Raw genomic sequence first — 26,504 nt, 5'->3', positions numbered from 1 at the left:
TACCTTCATGCGAGCTTCTCCGCCACGCGCAGCACCGCCGAACGGGCGCGCGGATTGACGGACAGCTCGGCATCGGACGGGAACTGGGCCTTGCCCACCGCTGCAAGGCGAGCAGGCGCAGCCTCCACCGGCGGACCACGTCGGCTGCCCTGCACGCGGCCGGAGTGGTCGCGGATGAACAGCTTCACCGCGCGATCTTCCAGCGAATGGAAGCTGATGATGGACAGGCGGCCGCCGACCTTGAGCAGCTCGAGCGCCGCGTTGAGGCCATGCTCCAGCGCCTCCAGTTCGCCGTTCACATGGATGCGCAGCGCCTGGAAGCTGCGCGTGGCCGGATGCTTGCCCGGCTCGCGGCGACCGATCAGGCGCTCGATCAGCGACGCCAATTGGCCAGTGCGGGTGATCGGGTTCTCCACGCGGTCTTCGACGATGGCGCGGGCGATCTTGCGGCTGAAGCGTTCGTCGCCGTAGTTCCACAGCACGTCGGCGAGTTCTTTCTCCGAGGCGTGGGCCAGGAACTCCGCCGCGCTTTCGCCCTGCGTCGTATCCATGCGCATGTCCAGCGGCGCATCGGCCATGAAGCTGAAACCGCGCGCGGCTTCGTCGAGCTGGGGCGAGGACACACCGAGGTCGAGCAGGATGCCGTCGAGGCCGCCGGCGCTTTCGTCCCACTCGGCCATGCTGGAAAAATTGGCGTGGCGGATCGACACGCGCGGATCGCTGGCAAATTCGGCCTGCGCGGTGGCGATGGCCTGGGGATCGCGATCCATCAGCAACAGCCGACCGTCGGGACCCAGGCGTGACAGCACCGCGCGAGCGTGACCGCCGCGTCCAAAGGTGCCATCGAGATAACGCCCGCCAGCCTGCACGGCGAGTCCCTCCACTGCTTCACCCAGCATCACCGGGATGTGCACTAACTGCTCGGCCATGCCGCCGCACTCCCGCTCCCGTCCCGTTCCATCCGCCGCGCTGTCACCGTTGCCGGTTACAGCTGCAGCTCCGCCATCTCGTTGGTGATCTCGTCTTCGCCGATGGTCTGGCGGATCTTGGCTAGGTGAGCCTGCTCGCTCCAAAGCTCGAACTTGTTGCCCATGCCCAGCAGAACCGCTTTCTTCTCGATGCCCGTGGTCGCCCGCTGGCTCGCCGGCAGCAGGATGCGTACAGCCGAATCGGGCTCGACGACCGCCGCGGCACCGACCAGCTTCATCTGCATGTCGCGATGGGCAGCCTTGACCTTGGGAAGCGCGTTGACCTGGTCGCGCACCTTTTCCCACTCCGCGTACGGGAACAGCCACAGGCAGCCCGACTCGAAGGGGTTGTAGGTGATCACCAGACGATTGGCGCAGGCGTCGGCCACCAACTCGCGATACGCGGTCGGTATGGCCAGCCGGCCTTTGTCGTCAACAGTGATGGCGGTTTCGCCCTGGAACACGGCCAATAGACTCCACGAATTCCCACGATTTCACACAGGAACCCACGATAGTCTCGCCCCCTGAGACTGTCAAGGAAATTTTTCTTGTGAATCAATGAGAAAGGCAATGATCTGGCAGTAATTCCAGCCCTTTCTGAGGAAACACTCGAAGGTGTTTGAAAGGTTAGGTTTTTTTACTTTTCAACCATGCCATCCGTCACGCTGGACGAGGCCTTTGAGGCGATCGGAAATGAATCGCCGTTCATGGCCCTGCCGCACGGCCGTCACCACCCCGCCGATGACGGCGAGAGGGGTGACGACCGGTCGTGAAGGAGGTGGAGTCGGCCTGTAAGCCGGGTTCTGTACGCCTTGCGGCGCGACAGTCATTCCTCTCGGCCTGGCGTCACCACCAGGCTCCAGCAACCTACCCGGGAACAACGCGGGCCGCGTTATCGTTCCCCTATTTGGTCTTGCTCCGAGTGGGGTTTACCGTGCCACGCGACGTTAGCCCCGCGTGCGGTGCGCTCTTACCGCACCCTTTCACCCTTACCACGCGCACCCGAAGATGCCGTTCGGCGGTCTGCTCTCTGTTGCACTGGCCGTCAGCTCACGCTGCCCAGGAGTTACCTGGCACTCTGCCCTGTGGAGCCCGGACTTTCCTCGATGCGCTTGCGCGCGACGCGACTGTCCGGCCGACTCCACCGCGGATTCTAATGGATTTAAGTCTCAACGACCCGCGAAGCGTCGAAATACATCGGTAGGAGCGCACTTGTGCGCGACCGCGGAGCGCTGATGTGCCGCGGTCGCGCACAAGTGCTCTCCTACACAGGTTGCCGCTTCAGCCTTCGTAGAGGAGTTTGCGCGGGGCGCCGGTAATCGCGGCAGCGAGCTTGGCGGCTTTTGCAGGAGGCAGCTCTTCACGCAGGAGGGCGAACACGCGTCGACCTTCCGCTTCGCGCTCATCGGTCTCCTCGCCGCGCCCCGCCACTAGGATCACGATTTCGCCTCGCTGCTGGTTCGGATCGTTGGCAACGCGTGTGGCCAGCTCGCCCAGCGGTTCGCCTATCACGGTCTCGAACAGCTTGGTCATTTCGCGGGCGAGCACGCCTTCACGCGCTTCGCCAAAGACATCGCGCATGTCGGCAAGGCTTTCAGCCACGCGGTGGGAGGACTCATAGAAGATGAGCGTGCGGCTATCGCCCGCAAGTTCCTGCAAACGCGTGCGACGGGCCGCGGCCTTGGGTGGAAGAAATCCCTCGAACACGAAACGATCGCTCGGCAGTCCGGCCACGGAAAGTCCGGCAATGGCCGCGCATGCACCGGGCACCGGCGCACAGCGGATACCCGCCGCACGCGCCGCGCGCACCAGGCGAAACCCCGGATCGCTGATCAGCGGCGTGCCCGCATCGGAGATCAGCGCGACCGATTCGCCACCCTGAAGCCGGCGCACGATGGCATCGACCACCTCGCGCTCATTGTGCTCATGCAACGCCACCAGCGGCGTGCCGATGTTGTAGTGCATCAGCAAGGGACGGCTGTGCCGGGTGTCCTCGGCCGCAATCACCGCCACCGATTGCAGCGTCTCGATGGCACGCGCGGAAAAGTCATCGCGATGACCAATCGGCGTGGCGACCACCCATAGCAGACCTGGCTGAATCTGTGACATCTTGCTGTTTCCTATGCATCGGGGCGGCAACCCAATGGGCTATCATCGCCCATCCGCCGACCATGTCGTCAAAAAGCTCGAAGGGATTTGGCCATGCGCTTGACCCGCGCCGCAGGCGTTGCCCTGCTGATTTCACTGGCACTGAGCGGCTGCGTGCCGCCGGCCGCGCAAAGATCGCCGGCCGAAATTGCTGCGAGCCAGCAAGCCGACACGCTGGTGCAACAGGGCAAGCTCGACGAAGCCGCCCAGGCCTATCTGGCACTCGCCCAGACCGGCAGCAACCGCGACCACTATCAATTGCTCGCCGCCGAAGCCTACCGGCAGGAAGGCCAGCTCGATCGCGCAGCACCACTGCTCGACGGCATCCGTCGCCAGCGACTCACGGGTGACGAGCCCTCGCGACTGGACCTGCTGCAAGCCGAAGTGGCGCTGAAACAGCACAATGCGCCGCGCGCACTGCAACTGACCACCCAGCCCAATATCAGCGTGCCGCCGGCACTGCAGCTGCGTTTGCTTGAGCTGCGTTCTCAAGCCATGCAGCAGACCGGCGATCTCTGGGGCGCGGCCCGCACGCGTGTTGAAATGGACGGCCAATTGAGCGGCCTCGACCAGGCGCAGAACCGCAAGCAGGTCGTCGCCCTGCTCACCCAACTTGGCATCGATCCCTTGAAGCAGCGCGCTGCGGCGATGCAACCCAGCGATCGCATGCTGCCGTGGGTCAATGAAGCACTGACCCAGCTTGGCGTCGCCGTGGCGCATCCGGCACCCGCGCTGGAACAAGAAGTGGGCACGCTGATGCCCGGCGAAGGCGCCAATGTGCGCGAAGGCTTCAAGATGCCGGCGCACGTCGCGTTGCTGCTGCCGACCAGCGGCAATCTCGCTGCCGCCGGCACCGCCATCCGCGAGGGCTTTTTTGCTGCCTATGCCGATTCCGCACACAACCATATGCCGCGCCCGCCGGTGAAGGTCTACGACAGCGCCGGCACCTCGGCAGGCGCCATCAAGGCTTACCAGCAAGCGGTGGACGATGGCGCGCAACTCATCATTGGGCCGCTGACTCGCGGTGAAGTGTCGGCGCTGTTCGGCCTGCCTCAATTGCCGGTGCCGCTGCTCGCGCTCAACCATCCTGACGACAAGAGCCTGCCCGCCAGCGGCGTGAGCGAATTCGGCCTGCTGCCGGAAACCGAAGGCGCCCAGGCGGCCGACCACATGGCGGACAATGGCATCGTCAATGCCTTCGTCATCGTCAGCAACGATGACTTCGCGCAACGCGCGTCCAAGTCGTTCAAGGCGGAACTCGAAGCGCGCGGGGGCAAGGTCGCCGGCGTGGGCAGCCTGCCCGGCAGCGGTGTCAACTTCGCCTCGACCATTGCGGGCCTGGGCATGCCGACGGACAGCGGCGACGCCAGCGCCAACAAGGACACCGGCATCTTCATCAGCATGCGTCCGCAGCAGGCGCGACTGCTGCTGCCGCAGCTGAAGCTCGCCAAGATCAATCTGCAGGCGTACGGCACCTCGCACATCTATGCCGGTGTCGATGATGCAAGCGCCAATCGTGATCTCGAAGGTGTCGAATTCTGCGACTCGCCGTGGCTGTTCGACGTACAGCCGGGCCTGCCCAACCACGGCGATATCGCGGGCCAGTTGCCCGCAGCGCGCGGCACCTCCGCGCGCCTGTTCGCCTTCGGCATGGATGCATGGAACCTCGCGCCCTATGTCGACTGGCTGCGCGCGCATCCTGGCAGCTATCTGCCCGGCGCCAGCGGTCAGCTGACTTCCGACCAGTTCGGCCGCGTCCGTCGCGTGCTGGTATGGGCCAGGTTCCAGGATGGCCTCGCCCGTCCTCTCAATGGCAGCCTGCAGATGGATAGCGCACCGGCCATGGCACCGCCTACCGAGGCCGGCACCTCGCAGCAGCTCCAGCCCGAGCAGTCCACCACCCATTAAAACGCGCACGCCCTGATGCGCGCTGCCGGCGCAGTTTTCGAACAACGCGCCTGCGCAGAACTGCAGCGCGCCGGCCTCAAACTGCTGGCGCGCAACTACACCACGCGCTATGGCGAGCTGGATCTGGTGATGATGGATGGCGGCACCGTGGTGTTCGTGGAGGTGCGCCATCGCCTCACCAGCGGCTGCGGCAGCGCAGCCGCCTCGGTCAACGGCAGCAAGCAGGGCAAGCTCATCCGCACCGCCGAACTGTGGCTGGCCGAACATCCGCAGCATGCTCATCGGGCCTGCCGGTTCGACGTGGTGGGTTATGACGGCCCGACGGATCGCGCCGAGATGCACTGGTGGCGCGGCGCGTTCGAAGCCGGCTAGGCTGACGCGCCGTCGTCGACGGTTTGCACATATTTGGCGGCGCACACTGCAAAGAACGGTCGCCATCCGGTGACGCCAGGACGCGGGGGCATCATGGTTCGCATGCTGATCGGTACCGGCAAATGGACGGCCATCATCATTCTGGTCTTCCTCGTTTCCCTGTTGGCCATTCGCGCCTGGGATTCGCAGCAAGGCGACCCGCTCGCGCCGTGGCAGACTTTCGTTCCCGATGAGCTTTCACCGTCGCAGATCGACGCCACCGACTGGGCCGGCTATCTGGCCGCGGAGCAAAAAGCGTTCGCTGAAGTGAAGGCTGAAGTCACCGACAAGCTGGAGCCGGCGCAGCGTGTCGTGGTGAATCGATACTTTGACGGTGCGCCGATGTATCCGGGGCATTTCGCGCAGGACTGGAATCGCTCGTATGTATTGGAACCAAGGGGCACGCCGGTGGGCGCCGTGGTGCTTATCCATGGCTTGAGCGATTCGCCTTATAGCTTGCGCGATATCGCGGAGCTGTACCGCGCCCATGGTTTCGTCGCGATTGGCTTGCGCGTACCAGGCCATGGCACGGTGCCGGCGGCACTGACTACGGCGGACTGGCCGCAATGGCTGGCGGCAACACGTCTGGCCATGCGTGAAGCGCGGCGACGGGTGGGACCCGACGCGCCCATCCATATCGTGGGCTATTCCAATGGTGGCGCGCTCGCGGTGAAGTACACGCTCGATGCGTGCGAACACACTGAGCTGCCCATGCCGACGCGGCTCGTGCTGCTCTCGCCGATGATCGGAGTCACCAGCTTTGCGCGATTCGCCGGACTCGCAGGCCTGCCGTCGCTGTTGCCGCGATTCGCCAAGGCCGCGTGGCTGGATCTGCTGCCCGAATACAACCCGTTCAAGTACAACTCGTTCCCAGTGAATGCGGCGCGGCAGTCGTATCTGCTGACCGATGCGATCCGCAGCCAGATGCTGCGCATGGCGCGCGAACATCAGCTTGGCCGGTTGCCGCCGATACTCAGTTTCCAATCGGTGGTCGACGATACGGTGAGTGCCTCGGCCGTCATGCATACGCTTTACGCGAACGTGCCCGCCAATGGCAGCGAAGTGGTGTTGTTCGACGTGAACCGAAATCAGCGCTTCGATACGTTGCTGAAGCCGAGCGCACTCACCGCGGTCAATCGCATGCTTCCGTCCGGGCCGCAGGCCTACCGCAGCACGGTCATCGCCAACGCGGAGGTGAATGACGACCACACCGTGACACGCACGAGGGAGGCCGGCCAGAGCACGGCCAGCACGGCGCCGCTTGCCATCCTTTACCCGGACACCATCTTTTCGCTGTCGCACATCGCGCTGCCCTTTCCGCCCAGCGACCCGCTGTACGGAACCGCACCCGACCTGTCCGAAAACTTCGGCATTCGCCTAGGCACTCAGGCGCCTCGTGGCGAACGAGGTACGCTGATCCTCAATTTCGATGCGGCGTTGCGCATCAGCTCGAACCCGTTCTACCCCTATGTGCGCGATCGGATCGAGGCGCTGCTTCCGGCCGCCGCCGAGCAGCCAGCGGCAAAGTTTGCCGAACCCGCGCATTGACCGCGCATCAAGGGCAAGCGGCAGCGGACAGTGGGATACTGCCGGCATGAAGCTACCCGATGCCCTGCTCGATACGCTACGCGCGCATTTTCCAGGCGAGTCCATGGCCACAGGCATGGCCGAACGACTTGCCTACGCCTATGACAACTCGCGGCGCAACGCGCTGCCCGATGCCGTGGTGTTTCCCACCACGCACGAACAGACCGTAGCCCTGATGGTCGCCTGTCGCGAACTCCGCGTGCCCGTCATTGGGCGCGGTCGCGGCACCAACACGACCGGCGCTACCGTGCCGGTCGACGGCGGCGTGGTGGTGAGTTTTGAGCGGATGAACCGCATTCTGCGCATCGATCCGGACAATCGACTCGCCGTGGTCGAGCCGGGCGTGCTCAACGGCGATCTGCAACAAGCCTTGAAGCCGTACGGATTCTTCTGGCCGCCCGACCCCTCGTCGTCGCCCTGGTGCAGCATCGGCGGCAATCTCGCCTGCAACTCCGCCGGCCCGCGCACGGTGAAATACGGCAGCCCGCGCGAGAACACGCTGGGATTGCGCGCGGTGGCCGGCACCGGCGACGGCTTCCGTTGCGGCACCTATACCAGCAAGGGCGCGACGGGTTACGACCTGACGCGCTTGCTGATCGGCTCCGAGGGCACGCTGGCGCTGATCACGGAAGCCACGCTCAAGCTCACACCCAAGCCCTCGGCGCTGCGCACCCTTCGCGCCACCTATCGCGATGTTTCGGCAGCGGCGCGCGCGGTGGCGCGCATCATGGCCCAGCCAGTCACGCCGTGTGCGTTGGAATTCATCGACGACGTGGCGTTGAAGCTCGCCCGCGACTACGGCGGCGACACCGTGCCGCTGGCGGGCGCCATGCTGATGATCGAAGTAGACGGCGAGCCGGAGACCCTGCCCAGCGCCGTGGATGCGGTCTCCCGCGCCGCTCGCGGCGATGGCCTGGAAGACCTGCGCGTGGCCGAGACTGCCGAGGAAACGCAGGCGCTGTGGTCGGCCCGCAAGGCGCTATCCCCCGCTCAGCGCACCATCTCGCCTAACAAGATCAACGAGGACGTGGTGGTGCCCGTGAGCCATCTGCCTGAGTTGGTGGATGGCATCAAGCAGCTGGCGAAGAAGCACGACGTGTTGATCGTGAGCTTCGGCCATGCGGGCAACGGCAACCTGCACGTGAACCTGCTGCCGCGCGATGAGGCGGAACGCGAACGGTCGCATGCCTGTCTCGCAGAGGTTTTCGCGCTGGTGATTTCGCTGGAAGGCACGCTATCGGGCGAGCACGGGATCGGCCTGGTGAAGAAGGAATTCATGCCGCTCGCGCTGGAGCCATCGACGTTGCAACTGATGCGCAACGTGAAGGCAGCCTTTGATCCCGAGGGCATCCTCAATCCAGGCAAGTTGCTGCCCTGACTTGCATCGACGCGGTATTACCTTTGCAGGAGCGCACTTGTGCGCGACCATCCTCCACTGAGCGGAAACGTCTCGCACAAGGTGCGCTCCTGCAAGGGTTAGGCGCCGTGTTCCGGCGAAATCTCACCGCTGTGGGAGCGCACCCTGTGCGCGACAACCCACCGGAGCGGCAGCCTGACAGGGGACGGTCGCGCACAGGGTGCGCTCCCACACGGTGGGTCGCAGGTTTTCGGTTACGCCTTGCGCGCAAAGATCAGGTGCAAGCCAAACGCCACAAACACCGCGCCGGCAAACCCATCGATCCAGCGCGACAGCCTCAGATAACCGCGGCGCATGGCCGGCAAAGCGAATACGCCCGCCACGAGGGTGAACCAGACGAACGTCTCGACGACGACCAGGGTCCACAAGCCCCAACGCGTGGCGGCGTCGACGCGGTCACCGAGAAAGGCAGAAAACACGCTGCCGAAATAGATCACTACTTTGGGATTGGAGAGGTTGGTGAGCAGTCCCGCGCGCAAGGTGGTCCAGTCACTCTGCTGGAGCACGGCGCGCGGCTCACCCGTCGCCACCGGCGCCTTGATCGCGCCGCGCAGCATCTTGATGCCCACCCAGGTCAGATAGAGGCCGCCCGCAATCGCGATCAGGCGCTCCAGCCAGGCCAGCCGCTGTAGCAGCAATTGCAGGCCCGCCAGAGCCAGGGCGGACCATACGACCACGCCCAGGGTGATGCCCAGCACGCCGAACATCGCCTGGCGCCGGGTGCGGCTCACCGCAGTCTGCGACACAAAGAAGAAGTCCGGACCGGGGCTCAACAAAGCCACCAGATGCACCAGGGCAATGGTCAGAAACAGGCTCACGGGCGTCTCCTCGGGGAATGGGGCCGGTTTCTTCGTGGCGGCGCAGCTTGTCGCCACCGCGGTGGTCCTCTAGTCTGCCCGTTTTGACACGGCCTTGGGACGTCCCAAGCCCTCTGCAGGGGGATCACCGGCTCGTCCACACAGGTCCGGCTCGCGCCCGCCTGGGGGGGCTGGCGTGCCGCCCTCACCCGTAACCGCTACACAGACAGACATACGCTGATGAATCTGCGCCTGCGCCTGATTGCCATGAACTTCCTCCAATTTTTTGTGTGGGGATCGTGGCTGCTCACCATTGGCGCGTACTGGTTCCAGACCAAGCATTGGTCGGGCGCGCAGTTCGGCGCGATCTTCTCGACCATGGGCATCGCCTCGCTGTTCATGCCGTCGATCGCGGGCGTGATCGCGGACAAATACATCAACGCCGAGAAGCTCTACGGCGTCTTCCACATCTGCGGCGCTGGCGTGCTGTTCTGCGTGCCTATGGTGCAGTCGCCCGGCCTGATGTTCTGGGTGATGCTGATCAACATGATGTTCTACATGCCGACCATCGCGCTCTCCGTAGCGGTGGCGTTCAACGCGCTCAAGAGCGACGGCAAGGACATCGTGCGCGATTTCCCGCCGATCCGCGTGTGGGGCACGGTAGGTTTCATCGCCGCGCTGTGGACGGTGAGCCTGCTGCGCCTTGAAACCTCGTCGGGCCAGTTTTACGTGGCCTCGGGCGCGTCTCTGTTGCTGGGCCTTTACGCCTTCACGCTGCCGCCCTGCCCGCCGCGCTTCCAGCGCAGGGACAACCAGTCGTGGCTGGACACCTTCGGCCTCACCTCGTTCAAGCTGTTTCGCGACACGCGCATGGCGGTGTTCTTCACTTTCTCCATGTTGCTGGGCGCGGCCTTGCAGCTGACCAATGCGTATGGCGATACCTTCCTGCACGACTTCGCCAAGATGGATGCGTACAAGGATCTGGTGGCGGTGCGTTACCCCGCCATCATCATGTCCATCTCGCAGATTTCCGAAACGCTGTTCATCCTGGCCATTCCGTTCTTCCTGCGCCGCTTCGGCATCAAGACGGTCATGCTGATCAGCATGCTGGCATGGACGCTGCGCTTTGGCCTGTTCGCCTATGGCAATCCGGGTTCGGGCCTGTGGATGATCGTGATGTCGTGCATCGTGTACGGCATGGCGTTCGACTTCTTCAACATCTCCGGCCAGCTGTTCGTGGAAGGCCAGAGCGACCCGTCCATCCGCGCCAGCGCGCAGGGCCTGTTCATGCTGATGACCAACGGCGTCGGCGCGGTGCTGGGCAGCTCGATCAGCGGCCTGGTGATCGAGGCGTTCTTCACCTATCCGGACCAGAGCAAAGACTGGCACGGGATCTGGATCACCTTCGCCAGCTATTCGCTGATCGTGGCCGTGTTGTTCATGGTGCTGTTCAAGCACAAGCATGATCGTGCCGCGGCGGAAGCGTTGGCGGCCAAGCTGGCGCACTGACGCAGAACCTTTCGTCTGTGGGAGCGCACCCTGTGCGCGACAGGCGTCCGAGCGCCTCGCGATAGCCGGTTGTCGCGATGGCGCTCGGACGCCTGTCGCGCACAGGGTGCGCTCCCACAAAAAGCAGGTGTTTTCTAGGCCGGGTACAATGGCCGGATGCAGATCGGCCCCTACCGTATCGACCCGCCCGTGGTGCTTGCGCCCATGGCCGGGGTCACCGACAAGCCCTTCCGCCTGCTGTGCAAACGGCTGGGCGCGGGCTTGGCCGTGTCGGAGATGACCAACGCCGATCCCCGCCTCTGGCGCACGCGCAAGTCGCTGCAGCGCATGGACCACGACGGCGAACCCGAACCGGTCAGCGTGCAGATCGCGGGCTACGACCCGGCGATGCTGGCGGAAGCGGCGCGCTATAACGCCGACAACGGCGCCCAGATCATCGACATCAATATGGGCTGCCCGGCCAAGAAGGTCTGCAATGTGTGGTCCGGCTCGGCACTGCTGCAGGACGAGCCGCTGGTGGCGCGTATCGTGAAGGCCGTGGTCGATGCCGTGGACGTACCGGTCACGCTGAAGATCCGCACCGGCTGGGATCGCCAGAACAAGAACGCGCTGAGCATTGCCAGGATCGCTGAAGACGCCGGCATCGCCGCGCTCGCGGTGCATGGCCGCACGCGTGCCGACAAATACGAAGGCGACGCGGAGTACGAGACCATCGCCGCCGTGAAGGCCAGCGTGCGCATTCCCGTGTTCGCCAATGGCGATGTGGTGACACCGCAACAGGCCAGGCATGTACTCGACGTCACCGGCGCCGACGCCGTGATGGTGGGACGCGGCGCACAAGGCCGGCCGTGGATTTTCCGCGAGATCAGCCATTACCTCAGCACCGGCGAGGCCCTGCCGGAGCCGACGCCCGCCGAGGTGCGCGACATCCTCGTGCATCACCTGGAACACCTGTACGCGTTCTACGGCGAACTGCAGGGCGTGCGCATCGCGCGCAAACACCTGGGCTGGTACGCGAAGGATCGTGCGGAAAACGCCGCCTTCCGCCATGTGGTGAACCAGGCGGAGAACGCGCTGGATCAGCTGCGCCTCACGCGCGATTATTTCGACGGCCTGCAGGAAGGCACGCGCCTGGCGGCCTGAGTTCGCCGCAAGCCTTTGCGTGATACTTCAAGGCATGATGAGCAGGCCTCACCACCCTCGCCCTCCATGACACTTCCGCTGTCGAACAGCTTGTCGTTCACCCGGCTCTTGCGCCGGTGTCTCGTACTGGTGGTCGCCGTGCTTTTGAGCGGCTGCGAGGCCACGTTATTTGCCGGCCTTAACGCCACCGATCAGCATCACGCGATCACGCCGCGGAGCGGCATCGTCTTCGACCGCGAGCATGGCTTGGCCTTGGACGTGTATGCACCTGCGCAAGCCAGCCATGCGCCTATCGTGGTGTTTTTCTATGGCGGCACCTGGGTACGCGGCGAACGCGCCTGGTACCGCTTCGTGGGCACGGCGCTGGCGGCGCACGGCGTGATCACCGTGATTCCCGATTACCGCAAATATCCGCAGGTGACGCTGGATGGCTTCATGCAGGACGCCGCCAACGCCGTCGCCTGGGCACACGCACACGCGACCGGGATCGGTGGCTCGCCGGACGACATCTTCGTGATGGGACACTCCGCCGGTGGCCAGATCGCCGCGCTGCTGGCCACTGATCCGCATTGGCTGGAGGCCCACGAGATGAAGCCCGCCGATCTTGCGGGCTTTATCGGTTTGGCCGGTTGCTACGATTTCGTACCCGTGCCGCAGGACGACGCCATCATGCGCGGCGTGTTCGGCAGCACAACGGAGCTGCAGCGCCGAGGGCAACCCGTGTCGCACGTGCGCGGCGAGGAGCCGCCCATGCTGTTGTTGCAGGGCACCGACGACGACGAGGTGGAACCGTCGAACGCCATCTCGCTGTACCGCGCCACCCAGACCGCGCACGGAGACAGCACACTGCGGACCTATCCCGGTGTGGGCCACGAAGCTCTGTTATTTGCGTTGTCGCGGCCACTGCGCGATGGTGCGCCGACGCTGGTCGACGTGCTGGCCTTCATCCAGTCGCATCCACACGCGAAGCCGCCGAGCACGGCACGCTGACGGCTACGCGACACCTTCCCTAGACAGGCACAGGCGTAGAGTAAACAGCCTGCACTCCTCGGCGAGGGGAAGGATCTTGAACAGCATCGTCACCGGTGAATTTCCCTATATCCACGGCTTTTCGTCCGAGGAGCAGTCGCGACTGACGCGCCAGGCGCGCATGTTCGAAAATATCCTGTTCAGCCGGATTGATTTCAGCGAGGCCAACCGTCTGCTGGAAGTGGGCTGCGGCGTCGGTGCGCAGACGGAAATTCTGTTGCGGCGCTTTCCGCACCTGGAACTCACCGGCGTGGACCGTTCCGAGGCACAGCTGGCGGCGGCTGAGCGCAATCTCGCGCAGTCGGCATGGTGCACTTCGCGCTATACCCTGCAGCAGGCCGATGCCACCGACCTGCCGTTCCCGGACCGCAGCTTCGACGCCGCCTATCTGTGCTGGGTGCTCGAACATATGCCCAGCCCCGCGCGCGTGCTCAGCGAAGTACGCCGCGTGTTGAGTCCGGGCGCGGTGGTCTATGTGACCGAGGTGCTCAATTCGTCGTTCTTCCTCGACCCCTACTCGCCGCACCTGCTGCGTTACTGGATGGCCTTCAACGATTACCAGTACGACAGCGGCGGCGATCCGTTCATCGGCGCAAAGCTCGGCAATTTGCTGTTGGCGAGCGGCTATCGCGACGTGCAGACCGAAGTAAAGAGCTTCCACCTGGACAACCGCCAGCCCGGCAAGCGCAAACAGATGATCGAATTCTGGCAAGAGGTGCTGTTGTCGGCAGCCGACCAGTTGGTGGCTGCCGACAAGGTCGATTCCGCCACGGTCGAAGGCATGCGCAGCGAATTGCAGGCCGTGCGCAATGATCCGAACGCGGTGTTCTTTTTCGCCTTCGTGCAGGCGCGAGCGCTGGTTTATTGAGAAGAGTGCATCACCCGGCGAGTTTCGACGATTGCAGTTCCTCGGTGTAACGCGACGAACGCACGCCCTTGCTGTCGTAATACTCCTCGACGGATTTCACGAAGCGCTTCTGCTCAGGCACGTACCAGAATGCCTTGTACAGGCGACCGCTCGCCGTATGCGGACGCGTGACCTGGCTCTGCGAAACGCTCACCGCGCCATCCGCGTCCACATGTCCGCGCGCATCGCTGGAGATCGACGGCGCCACCACGGCACTCCACTGACCCTGCGCCTCGATCTTCAGTGCCTTGAATGCGCCGGCCGGCACTTGCACGTCTTCCCAGCCGACCACGGTGTACTCGCTGCCGAAGGTTTCGCTGGTGTGCTGCCGGTTCGGGTTGGCTTCGGTGTATTCCACGCGCCACTTCTTGCCCTGCATGAGCGGAAACGCCAACGGCCGATTGACCACTTGCTGCTTGCCATTCACATCGCGCGTACGGCTCCAGTCGAGCCCGACGAGACGTTCGACGGGCGGCTGGCTGGAGCCCTCCTGCTTGTTGGCGATCAGCATACTGTCGCCTTCGATCCGCTCGACGGTGACGGTTTCATTCTTGCGCGACCAACCTTGCGGGCCCGACTCCACCGTGTCGACGTAGACCCAGCTGTCGCCCGCCTTCAATGCCGGCGCCTGCACCGACTGCGCGCACACCGTGCCGCACAGCAATCCCGCTGCCACAAACCACCACCGTCCGATCATGACTTCCCCCTGTTGGTTGCCGGCGCAGGCTAGCCGAACAACAAAGCAGGTTCATGCGAGGTGGGACGCAGGAAGCTGTGCGAAGACAGCGCACCACGAGGGAAATCAGGCGCCAGGTTTCACCACGAAGCCATACGCGGCCAGCACGGGTTTCAACGTGGCAATCCACAACGCGTAACCGGCCGGCAGCATATGCAGGCCATCGGGGCGGAACAGCTCGGGACGCGGCTTGCCCTGCGCGTCGAGCATCTCGGGGGCGATGTCCACGAAACGTACGTTTTTCTGGGTGGCCGCCCAATCGCGGATTTCGTGATTGGCCGCACTCATGCTCGGCCAAAGCGCGAGGCGCGCGATGCTGGGCTTGATCGAGATATAAACGATCGGCACGTTGGGGACGCCTTCGCGGGCGCGGGCGACGAACTTCTGGAATGAAGCAAGCACCTGGTCGGGCGTCGCGCCATCGTTGATGTCGTTGTCGCCGGCGTACATCACGATCAGGTTGGGCTTGTAAGGCCACACGATGCGGTCGGCGTAATAAGTCGAATCGGGCAGCGCCGATCCGCCGAAGCCGCGGTTGATCACCGGAATGCCGGGGAAATCCTGCCCCAGCGACTTCCAGAACTGGATCGAGGAGCTGCCGATGAGCAGCACGCCATGCTGGGCGGGTGGATGCTCATGGTCGGCGGCGACGAACGCAGCGATATCGGGCTGCCAGTGCGAGGGCGGCGCGCTGTCCGCGTGCGTGATGGCCGTAGCCAGCAGAGAAATCAGGCCGAACGCCAGCCAGCTCAATCGCTTCATTCGCTCGCTCCTACATCAGGTGGGGAGTGTTTGATTATGGATGTCTCGACAGGTATGTCCAACTGGCTCTCCTGGACGGGCCCATCCTGTCACCGCCAGCCCACAACTCGTCCCGGCTACGGCTCTATTGGTCACTTCGCGCTTGTCCTGGATGCTCGCCGGGGCACAGTGACGACATGCCATCCCACCCGGAGTCCGCCATGCATCGCCGCGATCTGCTGAAGGCTGCGCTCGCCCTGCCCTTGCTGCCCTGGGCGCTGTCGCTCTCGATCGCCACGGCGCGTGAGGCGCTCAAAGGCATCACCCATCTGCGTGCCCGCGTGCGTCCCGGCGATCCGGGCTGGCCCAGCGAAGCGCAGTGGGAGCAGCTCAGACGCGCCGTGGGCGGTCGACTGCAGCGGCTGCAGTCGCCGTTCGAGCCCTGCGATGCCGGTAACGCGGCCTGCCAGGAGGCGCTGAAGCGGGTCAGAAATCCCTATTTCCTCGGCGACACGCCCTCGCTCACCCAGACCAGCGGCTGGGTGGACGCCTGGACCTCGCGTCCCAGCGTCTATGCGGTGGCCGCCGAGCAGACCAGCGACGTGGTCGCCGCGGTGAACTTCGCCCGTGAACATCATCTGCGGCTGGTGGTGAAAGGCGGCGGCCATAGCTACCAGGGTACGTCCGACGCACCGGACTCCTTGCTGATCTGGACCCGTCATATGAACCACATCGAGCTGCAAGACGCGTTTGTGCCGCAGGGCTGCGCAGATACGCAGGCAGCACGCTCCGCGGTGACGGTGGGAGCAGGCGCCATGTGGGTCGACGCATACACCGCGGTCACCACCCAGGGCGGGCGCTACGTGCAAGGCGGCGGCTGTATGACAGTAGGCGTGGCCGGCCTGGTGCAGAGCGGCGGCTTCGGCAGCTTCTCCAAACGGTTTGGCACGGCCAGCGGCAACCTGCTGGAGGCCGAGGTCGTCACGGCGGACGGCAAGGTGCATGTGGTCAACGCCTGCCGCGAGCCGGAACTGTTCTGGGCCATCAAGGGCGGAGGCGGTGGCAGCATCGGCGTGGTGACCAGGCTGACCCTGCTCACGCACGATTTGCCCGACACCTTTGGCGCGGTGTTCGGCGCCATCGAAGCCGACTCCGATCAGGCGTTTCGCGAACTGATCGGGCAAACCATGCGCTTCTACCGCGATGCCTTGTTCAATCCGCACTGGGGCGAGCAGCTGAAGTTCCACGGCGGCAACATGCTGCACCTTTCGATGGTGTTCCAGGGCCTGAGTCAGCAGGAGGCCGAACAGGTGTGGGCGCCGTTCTTTGCATGGATCAAGGCGCGCCCTGCGTATCGCTTCAAGGACGAAGCCCACGTCATTGCCCTGCCCGCGCGGCATTTCTGGGACGCGGAATTCTTCCGCCAGCACGCGCCGCAATTGATCGTGTCCGACAGACGCCCCGAGGCACCGCGCAATCATGTGCTGTGGGCCGGTGACGAAGGTCAGGTCGGTCAGTTCATCCACGGCTACCGCTCGGGGTGGCTGCCGCAGTCGCTGCTGGACGAACGTCAACTCGATGCGCTCGCCGACGCCATGTTCGAGGCGACGCGCCACTGGGGCTTTTCGCTGCACTTCAACAAGGGCCTGGCCGGCGGCCCTGCCGATGCCATCGCCCGTTCGCGCGACACCGCCATGAACCCGGGTGCGATGGACGCCTTCGCCCTCGCCATCACCGGCAGCGAGGGCGATCCCGCGTTCCCCGGCATGCCAGGGGCCGCGCCCGACCTCGGGCAGGCCCGGCGCGACGCGGCCCGCATCGATCAGTCGATGGACGCCCTGCTCAAGGTCGCACCTGGCGCGGGCTCCTACGTCTCGGAGAGCAACTACTTCGAGCGCGACTGGCAGCGCTCGTTCTGGGGCGCCAATTACCCGCGCCTGGCCGCCGCCAAGCGCCGCTACGACCCGGACGGGCTGTTCTTCGTGCATCACGGTGTGGGCAGCGACGAGTGGAGCGACGACGGCTTCAGTCCCCGCCGCTGAGGCAACCATCCGAGCCCGTGCTCGCACCCAGCCAGGGGACCCCCTACGACTTCCTTGGAGTATTCTGACGGCTTGCCCTGGAGCCCTAAGGCAGCCCAGGCATGCCCGGGAGTGCCCCGGAATGAGCCGCAAAGCCGTCCAAATGGCTGAATCGGCATGAAATCGTCATGTCCCGGCGCCAAGCTGAGGCTGCAATCCGGGGGTAGGCCGTGTATCATGCGCCACCCCCTTTCATCTCTCTATCCGTAAGGAAGGATATATACCGCGATGAGCAACTTCCTCTTCACCTCCGAGTCGGTTTCTGAAGGCCACCCGGACAAAGTCGCCGACCAGATCTCCGATGCCGTCCTCGATGCGATCATCGCGCAGGATCCGCGTGCGCGCGTGGCCTGCGAAACGATGGTGAAGACGGGCGTGGCGATCGTCGCCGGCGAGATCACCACCAGCGCCTGGATCGACCTGGAAGCGCTGACCCGCAAGGTCATCGTCGACATCGGCTACGACTCCTCCGACGTCGGCTTCGACGGCGAGACCTGCGGCGTGCTGAACCTGATCGGCAAGCAGTCGCCCGACATCAACCAGGGCGTGGACCGCAAGAAGCCGGAAGAACAGGGCGCTGGCGACCAGGGCCTGATGTTCGGCTACGCGACCAACGAGACCAAGGACTACATGCCGGCTGCGATCTACTACTCGCACCGTCTGGTCGAGCAGCAGGCCAAGGTCCGCAAGAAGAAGAACTCGCCGCTGCCGTGGCTGCGCCCGGACGCCAAGAGCCAGGTCACTCTGCGTTACGAAGACGGTGTCGCCACCGCCATCGACGCCGTGGTGCTGTCGACCCAGCACGATCCGAGCGTGAAGCAGAAGGATCTGATCGAAGCCGTGCGCGAGCACATCTTGAAGCCGGTGCTGCCGGCCAAGCTGCTGCACAAGGGCACCAAGTTCCACATCAACCCGACCGGCAAGTTCGTGATCGGCGGCCCGGTGGGCGATTGCGGCCTGACCGGTCGCAAGATCATCGTCGACACCTACGGCGGCTGGGCCCGTCACGGTGGTGGCGCGTTCTCGGGCAAGGATCCGTCGAAGGTTGACCGTTCGGCTGCCTACGCTGCCCGCTATGTCGCGAAGAATATTGTCGCCGCCGGCATTGCCGACCGTTGCGAAGTGCAGATCAGCTACGCCATCGGCGTGGCCGAGCCGACTTCCATCTCGGTGACCAGCTTCGGCACCGGCAAGATCGCCGACGAGAAGATCGAGAAGCTGATCCGCAAGCACTTCGACCTGCGCCCGTACGGCATCATCAAGATGCTCGACCTGGTGCACCCGATGTACCAGCAGACCGCCAGCTACGGTCACTTCGGCCGCACCCCGTACGAAGTGAAGGGTCCGGACGGCAAGACCTACACCGCGTTCTCGTGGGAAAAGACCGATAAGGCCGAAGCGCTGCGCGCCGATGCCAAGCTGAAGTAAGCATCGCTTGCTTCAACACGAAAACGGGCCGCGAAAGCGGCCCGTTTTTTTTGGGACATGCGTGTTGCCGTCTCGAATCGTCGACCTAGCGAACGCGTGTGAAGTAGTTCGTCTTCATCACGGGCGTGCCACTTTGTCCAGGATAAACCGCGGTTTCGACCATGGTATGTCCATCCGGCAATGCCGAATAAATTCGCGTCGAAACCAACACTCCTTCTTTCTGCAACGCCATGATCAGCACGTTGGGCGCCGGCTGTTTGAACGTCCCCGTATCCGCCTCAGGGCTGTTCGTGATGACCGTGGACGATCCATCGAGCACCGGCGTGCTGACGGAATGCACCTCCTCGCCGGGGCGATAAACGATATCGACGTGCATGTTCCAGGCGTTGTTGCCTGCATCGTCGAACGTAAATCGCACGCTCTTCGGACGCTGTTCGAGCGGCACCGGCATGCGTGAGGTGTCCAATGACCATGTGCCAAGCAAAGGGGCAGCGACCGCGTGCTTCGCAATGGTGTCTGCCGATGATGCCAGTGGCGCGGCAACTGTGAGCGAGGAAGCCAGAGCGACAACGGATGCCAATAGCAAGGCTTTCAGCGTGAGCTTCATGGCGTACCTTTACTTAACGAGTTGGTGAGCTTGATGCGCAGATGGCCTTGCTTTCGCGTGCGTTGATTCTGCACGGGAAGTGCTTGCCTTGAGTCTCTGACTCATGAGATCTAGTTGAATCGTTGCCGGTAACTCTTGCCTTTGGCTTTGCGAACGTGCGCTTCGAGTCGGAAGCTGACGTTACGATGCCATGCTTAAGCGTACCGATCGCCATCCAACTACCAGCGTCAATCCGACGGCGGCATAGAGCGCATCGACGAGAAATGCCTGCCAGACAAGCGCATCGGCAATGGATCCACCTAGCAGCAGCCCGCCTATCGATTGAACTGCCTCCACGGCAACGAAAACAATCACCACATGAGCCAGAAGCCGCTTAGTAACGGGCCAGAGAAACCATGTGTAGGTTAGGCTCGCCGCCGCACCTGTAGCGATGCGATCGATCAGCCGAAAGCTGGCGCCCGCGTCATCCGGTGCAAGTCCAAAAAGCAAGGGCTTCCACCCGAGCATCATGGCTAGGATCAGCCCTGGAATAATCGATGCCAGAAGCACGAGCATCGAAAACGCCCCCATGCGTCGATAGTTCATAGCCTCCCCAATGCTCAATTTGTTCTTCCTGTCCAGGTCCACCCCGGGTCGAAAGCAGACACCCCAAGAGTGCCGCCCGCGCCAATCCACCGCAACGTATGGCCGAAATCACCCGGCCCGCGCCCCAAAACAAAACGGGCCACCCGCAGGCAGCCCGTTATCGCGATCTGGTTTGAAGCAACGCTTACTTGTCCGGCGATCCACCCGCCGAGGCGACCTTCTGCCCGGCAGCGGCAGCGACCTTGGTGCTACGGGCGGTGGTGGCGGGACAGGTGGCGCCTTTTTTCTTCTTCGAGCAGGTCGCCGCGGTGGCGACGGTGTCCGTCTTCGAGCCGCGGCGATGGTGGCGACGCGAGGCCGGCGTGGCATCGGCCAGGGCTGTGCCCTTGGCGGCGACGCTACCCTTGCCGCGGCGAGCCTTGCCGCTGGCCAGGCCTGCCGGCGCTTCGCCAGCCTGCGCCACCAGCTCGGCCGGCGTTTCCTGATTCTCGAAGCCGTCGTCGAGCAGGCGCGCCATCAGGCGGTCACGGGTGCCGGCGGTGCGGCCGCCCATCACCACCGAGAACAGGCGGCGACCGTCCTTGACGGCGGTGGAGGCAAGGTTGAAGCCCGAGGCATTGGTGAAGCCAGTCTTCAGGCCGTCCATGCCGGGGTACTTGTCCATCAGGTTGTTGTGGCCGCGCACCAGATGACCGCGGAACATGAAGTCCTTGGTCGAGAACAAATGCGCGTACTGCGGGAAGTCGTGGTACAGCGCCATGGCCAGCTTGCTCATGTCGCGGGCCGTGGTGGTGTCTTCCGGGTCGGGCAGGCCCGAGGCGTTGGCGAAGCGCGTGTTGCTCATGCCCAGCAGCTGGGCCTGCGCGTTCATCATCTCGACGAAGTGACCTTCCGAACCGCCCAGGCCTTCAGCGACCACGGTGGCGGCATCGTTGGCCGACTTGGTGATCATGCCGAGCACGCAGTCTTCGACCGTGATGGTCTGGCCGTTGCGCAGATCGAGCTTGGTCGGTGCCTTGGCGGCAGCCCACGAAGAAACGGGAAGCTCCTGGTCCATCTTGAGCGTGCCGTTCTGGATCGCCTGGAAGGCGAGGTACATCGTCATCATCTTGGCCAGCGAGGCCGGATGGTTCGGCTCGTCCGCATTCACCGCGGTGATGACCTGGCCGTCGGTTTCATTGATGACGATGGCGGCATAGCCCGCATGAGCCACGCTCGCGAAACAGCCGGCGACGCCTACCAGCAGTGCCAGTAGACCTTGGCGCCAGGATGCTCCCCTGGCCAGCGTGTTGGACTTGATAGCCACCCCAGTTCCTCGCTCTCGCCACCGCTTCAACCGGCGTTACAGACCCTGAACCGCAACACAGCGCCACGGGTCAAGACAATACTTGAATTAGATCACATAAGTCCATGTTTCCATGGACGATAAAACAGCGACGGCGCACCGGCGCCGTCGTAACGTAAATTTCACCGTGAAAGCGATGTCTACGCGTCAAGGGAGTGTGCCCGCAAATGGCGTATGGCGAAAGGCTTATTTGCGTGTAGGCGCGAACTTTTTTCGTTAAAAAACAATTACTCCGCCAGACGCCCACCCCGTTCATCGGCCACGGCTTTTTCCCCTCTAACTGACCCTATCGGCAGGCGTGCGTCGGGATTGAGCAGCAAAAGCGAACGATCGACACGACGCATCCCCTAAAATGTCCGGATGTCCCTAATCCAACTTCAGCGCGTCGACTTCAGCATCGGCGGCCCCCTCCTGCTCGAACATGTCGACCTCTCCATCGAGACGAACGAGCGCGTATGCATCGTCGGTCGTAATGGCGAAGGCAAATCCACCTTGATGAAACTCATCAGCGGCGAACTCAAAGCCGATGATGGCGAAGTGCGTGTGCAAAACGGCGTCGTCGTTGCGCGCATGGCGCAGGAGGTGCCGCAAGACACGGCCGGCAGCGTGTTCGATGTGGTCGCGCAAGGCCTTGGCGATCTAGGCCAATTGCTTGCCCGTTACCACCACCTGCTCGCCGAAGGCGACATGGATGCGCTGGGCGATGTGCAGACGCAGATCGAAGCGCAGCACGGCTGGGATCTTGACCGACGCGTCACCGATGTATTGACGCGGCTTGAGCTTCCCGGCGATACCGATTTCGCTGCGCTCTCGGGCGGCATGAAGCGTCGCGTGCTGCTGGCGCAGGCGCTGGTGCGCAAGCCTGATGTGCTGCTGCTCGACGAACCCACCAACCACCTCGACATCGAAGCCATCGGCTGGCTCGAAGCATTCCTGCGCCAGTTCGAAGGCAGCATCATCTTCATCACGCATGACCGTAGCTTTCTGCGTGCTCTGGCCACGCGCATCGTCGAGATCGATCGCGGCCAGCTCACCGACTGGCCCGGCGACTACGACAACTACCTGCGCCGCCGCGAAGAACGCCTGCACGCCGAGTCACAGGCCAACATCCACTTCGACAAGAAGCTCGCGCAGGAAGAAGTGTGGATCCGCCAGGGCATCAAGGCACGCCGCACGCGCAACGAAGGCCGCGTGCGCGCCCTGAAGGCGTTGCGCGTGGAACGTTCGCAGCGTCGCGAACTCTCCGGCAACGTCAAGATGACGATGGCCAATGCGCAGGCGTCGGGCAAGAAGGTGATCGACCTGGAGCACGTGCACCAGAGTTACGGCGGCCGCGTGCTGATCGAGAACCTGAGCACCACCATTATGCGCGGTGACCGCGTGGGCATCATTGGCCCCAACGGCGCCGGCAAGAGCACCCTGCTGAAGATCATGCTGGGCGAACTCAAGCCCGATCGCGGCCACGCCACGCTGGGCACCGGCATCCAGATCGCCTATTTCGACCAGCATCGCGTGCAGCTCAACGACAAGCTCAACGCGCTGGACAACGTGGCCGAAGGCCGCGAATTCATCGAGCTCAATGGTTCGCGCAAGCACATCATCGGCTACCTGCAGGATTTCCTGTTTTCGCCGGAACGCGCGCGTGCGCCGATCACGCGGCTGTCGGGTGGCGAACGCAATCGCTTGCTGCTCGCCAAGTTGTTCGCGCAGCCGTCCAACCTGCTGGTGATGGACGAACCCACCAACGATCTGGACGTGGAAACGCTGGAGTTGCTGGAAGAACTGCTCACGCAATACCAGGGCACCCTGCTGCTGGTGTCGCATGACCGCGAATTCCTCGACAACGTGGTGTCGAGCACGCTGGTGCTCGAAGGCCACGGCAAGATCGGCGAATACGTGGGCGGTTACACCGACTGGCTGCGCCAGCGGCCGTCGGCATTGGCGCCCTCGATCAAGTCGCTTGAGAAGACCGTCGCAGTCGCCGCGGCGCCAGTCGCAGAGGCAAAGCGCAAACTCAGCTACAAGGATGCGCGAGAGCTGGAGCAGTTGCCGAAGAAAATTGAAACTTTGGAAGCCGACATTGCCGCGCGCAGCGAGGCGATGAACGATCCGGAGTTTTTCCGGCAGGACAACGCGGCACTTACCAAGGCGAACGAAGCGTTGTCCAAGTTGCAGGCGGAGCTGGATACGGCGTATGCGCGTTGGGCAGAGCTGGACGGTTGACGCGAAGGGCAGTCGCGCACAGGGTGCGCTCCCACAAACGAGCGCTCGTTGTGGGAGCGCACCCTGTGCGCGACTGCCTCAGTCTCAACCCGTATTCTGCAACCCCTGCGACACACCATTCACGCACGCCACCAGCGCAGCAAGCAACGCTTCGTCGCTTTCCCCTCCTTCGCGCCAGCGCTTGAGCAGGTCGACCTGAAGCAGGCTCATCGGATCGACGTAGGGATTGCGCAGGTCGATGGAAGTCGCCAGTCGTGGCGCATTCTGCAGCAGGCTGTCGTTGCGCTTGAGCTGCATCAGCCAATGGCGCGTGCGCTCGAATTCCTCCCGGATCAATCCGAAGAACGGCTCGTGCGACGGGCCGGCGAGTCTGGAGAAAGCTTCGGCGATGCCAAGATCGCTCTTGGCCAGCACCATCGACACGTCGTCTAACATGTTGGCGAAGAACGGCCAGTCGTGCGCCATTTCAGACATCGCCTGCTCGCCATATTCCGCAGCGCCGAACTCCAGTGCCGTGCCCAGTCCGTACCAGCCCGGCAGGATCGAGCGGCACTGCGTCCACGCGAACACCCACGGAATCGCCCGAAGATCCTGCACGCCACGCATGCTGCGGCGACGTGCGGGGCGTGAACCCAAAGTCATGCGCTCGATCACGTCGATCGGCGTGGCTGAGCGGAAGTAGTCGACGAAACCGTCGCGATCCACGAAGGCTCGGTATTGCTCGCGACTACGCGCCGCGAGCCGGCTCATGCGTTCGCGCCAGTCGTCTTCGCGCGCCTCTTGCGTGCGTGGGCGCAGCGAGGCGCGCAACACGGCACCCACCGTCTGTTCGAGATTGCGCAGGGCAAGTGCGCGGATGCCGTACTTGCGATGGATCACTTCGCCTTGCTCGGTCACGCGCAACACGCCAGCCACCGAACCGCGCGGCGAGGACATCAGGGCGGGCGTGATGCGCGAACCGCCGCGGCTGGCGGAGCCGCCACGACCGTGGAAGAACGACAGTCGGATGTCGGCGTCGGCCGCCACCTCCAGCAATTCCACCTGGGCGCGCTGCAAACCCCAGCGCGAAGCGAGCGTACCGCCATCCTTCCCGCTGTCGGAATAGCCGAGCATCACCCACTGGCGATTGCCGCGCGAAGCGAGATGGTCGCGATAGACGGGATCATCGAGCAGCGCGCGCAAGGTCGCTGGCGCATTGGTCAGGTCGTCCACCGTTTCGAACAAGGGCGCCACGTCCAGCGGCACGCGGCCTTCCTTGCTCAGGCCGCCGTAACGCGCCAACGCGAGTACCGCCAGCACGTCGGCGGCGGAGCGCGCCATGCTGATGATGTACAGACCCAGCGAATCCGCACCGTAACGTCCGCGCGCGTCGCGCAGGGTGGCGAACACGTCGTGCAGCGCAGTGACAGTGGCGTCGTCACTATGGGGCAGCGATTCTTGGCCACCAGCGTACGGACGCAGGCGCTCGGTGCGCTCATCTGCGCTGCGCGAGGACCAGTCATCGTCCTTCAACAGTTGCCCCAGCGCATCGTCGTGCACGCGCGAATCCTGGCGCACATCCAGACGCGCGAGATGAAAGCCGAACGTGCGCACGCGCCAGATCAGGCGACGCACCGCATAAGCGCCGGCATGCAGGCCATGGTGATCGATCAGGCTCACCGCGATCAGGCGCAGGTCGTCCAGCAGTTCGTCGGCGCAGGTGTAACCCTCGGGATGATCGTCCTCAAGCGTGGCCTGCAGACGTGCACCGATGATGGTGAGCAGGCTGCGGTACGGCATATCGGCGTGGCGCGGCCGCACCTTGGCGGCGGCCTCGGGAAAACGCGTGCGATAGTCGAGCAGGCGGTTGGCCAGATCGCTGCCCACGTGCACGCGATCTTCCGTCTGGCTCAGCAGGCGCGCGAGGCCGGCGATATCTTCGATGTAATGCTCCAGCACATGCGCGCGCTGGGTGGAGAGACTGTTGGCGATGGTGGCGGCGCCGACATTCGGATTGCCATCCATGTCGCCACCCACCCAAGTGGCGAAGCTCAGCAGGCGCGGAATCGGCACGGCCACGCCATAGACGGTCTGCAGCGCATCGGCCAAGGATTCGTAGAGCGCCGGCACGATGCGATAGATGGGATTGGCGAGATAGAAGCCGACGTGGTGGTGCTCGTCCTGCACGGTAGGACTCACCGACGACGCTTCGGCAGTCTGCCAACCGGCGCTCAAGGCCATGAAGATGCGGTCGTCGTCTTCCTTGCGTTCCTGCGGCGTTCGCGTGGGATCGAAGTTATCGACCAGGGCGCGCACGATGGACTGCTCTTTTTCCAGCAGCGAGCGACGCACGGCCTCTGTCGGGTGCGCGGTGAAAACTGGTTCCACCTGTAACCGTTCCAGCCATTCGATCAGTTCGCCCGCTTCCACGCCTTGTGCTTTCAGCCGCATCAGCACGTCGAGCAGCGATTCGGGCTGAGGCGCTCCGCCTTCGCGCTGATAGTCGCGACGGCGGCGGATGCGATGGATGCGTTCGGCGATGTTCACCGCCTGGAAATAGGTGGCAAACGCGCGCGCCAGCGACTCGGCCTTGTCCGTGTCCAGCCCGGTAAGCAAGCTGCCCAGCACGTCCAGCGGTGCGTCTTCCACGCGGCGCTCGATGGCCGCGGTACGGATGCGCTCGACCTCCTCGAGGAAGTCCGGCGAGATCTGCTCGGCCAGCATATTGCCGACCAGGGTACCGAGACGGCGAACGTCTTCGCGCAGAGGCGCGTCGTGCGGGGCGAACTCAGGACTGCGGTGCTGGTTCATCGATGCCACGTTGCGGATGTCTGGACGTCCAAGACTACCGCAACGAGAGATGATTTGTGCAGCGCGACAAAAACGGTTCACGTGCCAGCTCGCACCCGTCACCTCCCGTTTGCCGTCATTCCTGCGAAAGCAGGAATCCAGCGC

The 26,504-nt window shown here is 64.0% G+C and carries 21 protein-coding genes and 1 other RNA gene; 11 read left to right on the top strand and 11 right to left on the bottom strand.

The features are described from left to right. Nucleotides 1–5: 5 nt before the first annotated feature. The 4 genes from rsmH to rsmI form a co-directional block, all read right to left on the bottom strand. Nucleotides 6–929, bottom strand: coding sequence for a 16S rRNA (cytosine(1402)-N(4))-methyltransferase RsmH (gene rsmH, locus AC1DMY_RS15820; protein WP_477165877.1), 924 nt, complete (start codon nt 927–929; stop codon nt 6–8). A 56-nt stretch (nt 930–985) separates the two neighbouring features. Next, nucleotides 986–1,432 (bottom strand): division/cell wall cluster transcriptional repressor MraZ, encoded by a 447-nt coding sequence (gene mraZ / locus AC1DMY_RS15815; RefSeq protein WP_046972286.1) that lies wholly within the window; start codon nt 1,430–1,432, stop codon nt 986–988. A 312-nt stretch (nt 1,433–1,744) separates the two neighbouring features. Next, nucleotides 1,745–2,111: RNase P RNA component class A (rnpB, locus tag AC1DMY_RS15810), an RNA gene on the bottom strand. A 138-nt stretch (nt 2,112–2,249) separates the two neighbouring features. After that, a complete protein-coding gene (gene rsmI, locus AC1DMY_RS15805; RefSeq protein ID WP_477165876.1) occupies nt 2,250–3,077 on the bottom strand; it encodes a 16S rRNA (cytidine(1402)-2'-O)-methyltransferase in 828 nt (275 codons plus the stop codon). 93 nt (nt 3,078–3,170) lie between these two features. Here rsmI and AC1DMY_RS15800 point away from each other — a divergent pair, with 93 nt between their 5' ends. The 4 genes from AC1DMY_RS15800 to AC1DMY_RS15785 all read left to right on the top strand — a co-directional run bounded on the left by AC1DMY_RS15800 (nt 3,171) and on the right by AC1DMY_RS15785 (nt 8,400). Next, nucleotides 3,171–5,024, top strand: a complete 1,854-nt coding sequence (locus tag AC1DMY_RS15800) for a penicillin-binding protein activator (protein ID WP_477165875.1) — start codon at nt 3,171–3,173, stop codon at nt 5,022–5,024. 15 nt (nt 5,025–5,039) lie between these two features. Then, nucleotides 5,040–5,396: a YraN family protein gene (locus AC1DMY_RS15795; protein WP_477165874.1), complete on the top strand. Its 357-nt coding sequence runs from the start codon at nt 5,040–5,042 to the stop codon at nt 5,394–5,396. 93 nt (nt 5,397–5,489) lie between these two features. After that, nucleotides 5,490–6,983: an alpha/beta hydrolase gene (locus AC1DMY_RS15790; protein ID WP_477165873.1), complete on the top strand. Its 1,494-nt coding sequence runs from the start codon at nt 5,490–5,492 to the stop codon at nt 6,981–6,983. A 46-nt stretch (nt 6,984–7,029) separates the two neighbouring features. Further along, nucleotides 7,030–8,400, top strand: coding sequence for an FAD-binding oxidoreductase (locus tag AC1DMY_RS15785; RefSeq protein ID WP_477165872.1), 1,371 nt, complete (start codon nt 7,030–7,032; stop codon nt 8,398–8,400). A 233-nt stretch (nt 8,401–8,633) separates the two neighbouring features. Here AC1DMY_RS15785 and rhtC read toward each other — a convergent pair whose 3' ends face one another. Further along, nucleotides 8,634–9,257 carry a threonine export protein RhtC gene (rhtC, locus tag AC1DMY_RS15780; protein ID WP_477165871.1) on the bottom strand — a complete coding sequence of 208 codons (624 nt, stop codon included), beginning with the start codon at nt 9,255–9,257 and terminating at the stop codon, nt 8,634–8,636. A gap of 219 nt (nt 9,258–9,476) precedes the next feature. Here rhtC and AC1DMY_RS15775 point away from each other — a divergent pair, with 219 nt between their 5' ends. From AC1DMY_RS15775 to AC1DMY_RS15760, 4 genes are all read left to right on the top strand, one after another. Then, entirely contained in the window at nt 9,477–10,745 is a 1,269-nt protein-coding gene (locus AC1DMY_RS15775; RefSeq protein WP_477165870.1) for a nucleoside permease, read from the top strand. A gap of 156 nt (nt 10,746–10,901) precedes the next feature. After that, entirely contained in the window at nt 10,902–11,888 is a 987-nt protein-coding gene (dusB, locus tag AC1DMY_RS15770; RefSeq protein ID WP_477165869.1) for a tRNA dihydrouridine synthase DusB, read from the top strand. 66 nt (nt 11,889–11,954) lie between these two features. After that, entirely contained in the window at nt 11,955–12,878 is a 924-nt protein-coding gene (locus tag AC1DMY_RS15765) for an alpha/beta hydrolase (protein WP_477165868.1), read from the top strand. Nucleotides 12,879–12,963: 85 nt separating this feature from the next. After that, complete coding sequence (locus AC1DMY_RS15760) at nt 12,964–13,785, top strand: class I SAM-dependent methyltransferase (protein WP_477165949.1); 822 nt, start codon at nt 12,964–12,966, stop codon at nt 13,783–13,785. A 10-nt stretch (nt 13,786–13,795) separates the two neighbouring features. Here the strand turns inward: AC1DMY_RS15760 and AC1DMY_RS15755 are convergent, their stop codons facing one another. Further along, entirely contained in the window at nt 13,796–14,521 is a 726-nt protein-coding gene (locus tag AC1DMY_RS15755) for a hypothetical protein (RefSeq protein ID WP_477165867.1), read from the bottom strand. Nucleotides 14,522–14,626: 105 nt separating this feature from the next. Continuing rightward, nucleotides 14,627–15,322: an SGNH/GDSL hydrolase family protein gene (locus AC1DMY_RS15750; protein WP_477165866.1), complete on the bottom strand. Its 696-nt coding sequence runs from the start codon at nt 15,320–15,322 to the stop codon at nt 14,627–14,629. A gap of 200 nt (nt 15,323–15,522) precedes the next feature. On the opposite strand from AC1DMY_RS15750, the gene AC1DMY_RS15745 reads away from it, so the two are divergent. Next, a complete protein-coding gene (locus AC1DMY_RS15745) occupies nt 15,523–17,343 on the top strand; it encodes an FAD-binding oxidoreductase (RefSeq protein ID WP_477165865.1) in 1,821 nt (606 codons plus the stop codon). Between the two features lie 267 nt (nt 17,344–17,610). Then, nucleotides 17,611–18,810 carry a methionine adenosyltransferase gene (metK, locus tag AC1DMY_RS15740; RefSeq protein ID WP_477165864.1) on the top strand — a complete coding sequence of 400 codons (1,200 nt, stop codon included), beginning with the start codon at nt 17,611–17,613 and terminating at the stop codon, nt 18,808–18,810. An 85-nt stretch (nt 18,811–18,895) separates the two neighbouring features. On the opposite strand, the gene AC1DMY_RS15735 is transcribed toward metK, so the two are convergent. From AC1DMY_RS15735 to AC1DMY_RS15725, 3 genes are all read right to left on the bottom strand, one after another. Next, nucleotides 18,896–19,417, bottom strand: coding sequence for a hypothetical protein (locus tag AC1DMY_RS15735; RefSeq protein WP_477165863.1), 522 nt, complete (start codon nt 19,415–19,417; stop codon nt 18,896–18,898). Nucleotides 19,418–19,597: 180 nt separating this feature from the next. Then, on the bottom strand, nt 19,598–20,002 hold the full coding sequence (locus tag AC1DMY_RS15730; RefSeq protein WP_477165862.1) for a hypothetical protein: 405 nt from the start codon (nt 20,000–20,002) through the stop codon (nt 19,598–19,600). A 184-nt stretch (nt 20,003–20,186) separates the two neighbouring features. Continuing rightward, nucleotides 20,187–21,308 (bottom strand): D-alanyl-D-alanine carboxypeptidase family protein, encoded by a 1,122-nt coding sequence (locus tag AC1DMY_RS15725; RefSeq protein ID WP_477165861.1) that lies wholly within the window; start codon nt 21,306–21,308, stop codon nt 20,187–20,189. 399 nt (nt 21,309–21,707) lie between these two features. Here AC1DMY_RS15725 and AC1DMY_RS15720 point away from each other — a divergent pair, with 399 nt between their 5' ends. Next, complete coding sequence (locus AC1DMY_RS15720) at nt 21,708–23,570, top strand: ATP-binding cassette domain-containing protein (protein WP_477165860.1); 1,863 nt, start codon at nt 21,708–21,710, stop codon at nt 23,568–23,570. An 84-nt stretch (nt 23,571–23,654) separates the two neighbouring features. Here AC1DMY_RS15720 and ppc read toward each other — a convergent pair whose 3' ends face one another. Next, nucleotides 23,655–26,360 (bottom strand): phosphoenolpyruvate carboxylase, encoded by a 2,706-nt coding sequence (gene ppc / locus AC1DMY_RS15715; RefSeq protein ID WP_477165859.1) that lies wholly within the window; start codon nt 26,358–26,360, stop codon nt 23,655–23,657. Nucleotides 26,361–26,504: the final 144 nt, after the last annotated feature.

Source organism: Dyella sp. 01L423, from assembly GCF_056399945.1.
The sequence above is the reverse complement of the archived record's forward strand: the minus strand, read 5'-3'. Positions and strand labels throughout refer to the sequence as shown.